At 53.0% G+C, this 3220-nt stretch carries 2 rRNA genes; both read left to right on the forward strand.

Annotation, left to right across the window (positions count from 1 at the left end):
• Positions 1 to 20 precede the first annotated feature (20 nt).
• Positions 21 to 2900 (forward strand): 23S ribosomal RNA (locus BX591_RS35600).
• 203 nt (positions 2901 to 3103) lie between these two features.
• Positions 3104 to 3217: ribosomal RNA gene (rrf, locus tag BX591_RS35605) — 5S ribosomal RNA — on the forward strand.
• Positions 3218 to 3220 lie beyond the last annotated feature (3 nt).

The raw sequence follows: 3220 nt of genomic DNA on the forward strand, positions 1-3220 counted from the left end.
GAAAGACACACCCGTTATAGGGTCAAGCGAACAAGTGCATGTGGTGGATGCCTTGGCGATCACAGGCGATGAAGGACGCGGTAGCCTGCGAAAAGCTACGGGGAGCTGGCAAACGAGCTTTGATCCGTAGATGTCCGAATGGGGAAACCCACTCCGAATGGAGTATCCATGACTGAATACATAGGTCATGTGAAGCGAACGCGGTGAACTGAAACATCTAAGTAACCGCAGGAAAAGAAATCAACCGAGATTCCCAGAGTAGTGGCGAGCGAAATGGGACCAGCCTGTACTCTTTATCTTCATTGTTAGTCGAAGGCTCTGGAAAGTGCCGCCATAGCAGGTGATAGCCCTGTAGACGAAAACAGCGGAGAAGAACTAGGTGTACGACAAGTAGGGCGGGACACGTGAAATCCTGTCTGAAGATGGGGGGACCATCCTCCAAGGCTAAATACTCGTGATCGACCGATAGTGAACCAGTACCGTGAGGGAAAGGCGAAAAGAACCCCGGGAGGGGAGTGAAATAGATCCTGAAACCGCATGCATACAAACAGTCGGAGCCTCGCAAGGGGTGACGGCGTACCTTTTGTATAATGGGTCAGCGACTTACATTCAGTGGCAAGCTTAACCGATTAGGGCAGGCGTAGCGAAAGCGAGTCCGAACAGGGCGATTCAGTCGCTGGGTGTAGACCCGAAACCAGGTGATCTATCCATGGCCAGGATGAAGGTGCGGTAACACGTACTGGAGGTCCGAACCCACTAACGTTGAAAAGTTAGGGGATGAGCTGTGGATAGGGGTGAAAGGCTAAACAAACCTGGAAATAGCTGGTTCTCTCCGAAAACTATTTAGGTAGTGCCTCGTGTATCACCTTCGGGGGTAGAGCACTGTCATGGTTGTGGGGTCCATTGCGGATTACTACGCCATAGCAAACTCCGAATACCGAAGAGTGCAATCACGGGAGACAGACATCGGGTGCTAACGTCCGGTGTCAAGAGGGAAACAACCCAGACCGCCAGCTAAGGTCCCCAAATATTGCTAAGTGGGAAACGAAGTGGGAAGGCTAAAACAGTCAGGAGGTTGGCTTAGAAGCAGCCATCCTTTAAAGAAAGCGTAATAGCTCACTGATCGAGTCGTCCTGCGCGGAAGATGTAACGGGGCTAAGCAATATACCGAAGCTGCGGATGCACATTTATGTGCATGGTAGGAGAGCGTTCCGTAAGCCTGCGAAGGTGCACTGGAAAGTGTGCTGGAGGTATCGGAAGTGCGAATGCTGACATGAGTAGCGATAAAGGGGGTGAAAAGCCCCCTCGCCGTAAGCCCAAGGTTTCCTACGCAACGTTCATCGGCGTAGGGTGAGTCGGCCCCTAAGGCGAGGCAGAAATGCGTAGCTGATGGGAAGCAGGTTAATATTCCTGCACCATTGTTAAATGCGATGGGGGGACGGATCGCGGAAGGTTGTCCGGGTGTTGGAAGTCCCGGTCCTTGCATTGGAGAAGGCGCTTAGGCAAATCCGGGCGCGGAATTCAAGGGTGTGAGGCCATTCACTTAGGTGAAGAAGCAATCGGAAGTGGTTCCAAGAAAAGCCTCTAAGCTTCAGTTTAACAAGACCGTACCGCAAACCGACACAGGTGGGCGAGATGAGTATTCTAAGGCGCTTGAGAGAACTCGGGAGAAGGAACTCGGCAAATTGGTACCGTAACTTCGGGATAAGGTACGCCCCTGTAGCTTGACGCCCCTGCGGGCGGAGGGTGAAGGGGTTGCAATAAACTGGTGGCTGCGACTGTTTAATAAAAACACAGCACTCTGCAAACACGAAAGTGGACGTATAGGGTGTGACGCCTGCCCGGTGCCGGAAGATTAAATGATGGGGTGCAAGCTCTTGATTGAAGTCCCGGTAAACGGCGGCCGTAACTATAACGGTCCTAAGGTAGCGAAATTCCTTGTCGGGTAAGTTCCGACCTGCACGAATGGCGTAACGATGGCCACACTGTCTCCTCCCGAGACTCAGCGAAGTTGAAGTGTTTGTGATGATGCAATCTCCCCGCGGCTAGACGGAAAGACCCCATGAACCTTTACTGTAGCTTTGCATTGGACTTTGAACCGATCTGTGTAGGATAGGTGGGAGGCTATGAAGCGTGGACGCCAGTCTGCGTGGAGCCGTCCTTGAAATACCACCCTGGTTTGTTTGAGGTTCTAACCTTGGTCCGTAATCCGGATCGGGGACAGTGCATGGTAGGCAGTTTGACTGGGGCGGTCTCCTCCCAAAGTGTAACGGAGGAGTACGAAGGTACGCTAGGTACGGTCGGAAATCGTGCTGATAGTGCAATGGCATAAGCGTGCTTAACTGCGAGACCGACAAGTCGAGCAGGTGCGAAAGCAGGTCATAGTGATCCGGTGGTTCTGTATGGAAGGGCCATCGCTCAACGGATAAAAGGTACTCTGGGGATAACAGGCTGATACCGCCCAAGAGTTCATATCGACGGCGGTGTTTGGCACCTCGATGTCGGCTCATCTCATCCTGGGGCTGTAGCCGGTCCCAAGGGTATGGCTGTTCGCCATTTAAAGAGGTACGTGAGCTGGGTTTAAAACGTCGTGAGACAGTTTGGTCCCTATCTGCCGTGGGCGCTGGATATTTGAAGGGGGCTGCTCCTAGTACGAGAGGACCGGAGTGGACGAACCTCTGGTGTACCGGTTGTCACGCCAGTGGCATCGCCGGGTAGCTATGTTCGGAAGAGATAACCGCTGAAAGCATCTAAGCGGGAAACTCGCCTTAAGATGAGATATCCCCGGGGCTTCGAGCCCCTTGAAGGGTCGTTCAAGACCAGGACGTTGATAGGTCAGGTGTGGAAGCGCAGTAATGCGTTAAGCTAACTGATACTAATTGCCCGTAAGGCTTGATCCTATAACAGGTGTGTTTCGTGTCCATGGCAGTTAGCGCTTCAGCGCTTACGGGCATCCCACCCCCGAAGGGGGCAGGGACACGCCGGTTGAGATCAGTGTTGTGCAGTACACCCACAACCCAAGGTAACACCGAGAGGCATCCTCTCAACTACTTCTTCCAGATTGGCTGTCGCGCCCAGAAAAGCGATACAGCAACAAGTCATGCCTGATGACCATAGCGAGTCGGTACCACCCCTTCCCATCCCGAACAGGACCGTGAAACGACTCCACGCCGATGATAGTGCGGATTGCCCGTGTGAAAGTAGGTAATCGTCAGGCTCC

The organism is Paraburkholderia bryophila, assembly GCF_003269035.1.
Lineage (GTDB): Bacteria > Pseudomonadota > Gammaproteobacteria > Burkholderiales > Burkholderiaceae > Paraburkholderia > Paraburkholderia bryophila.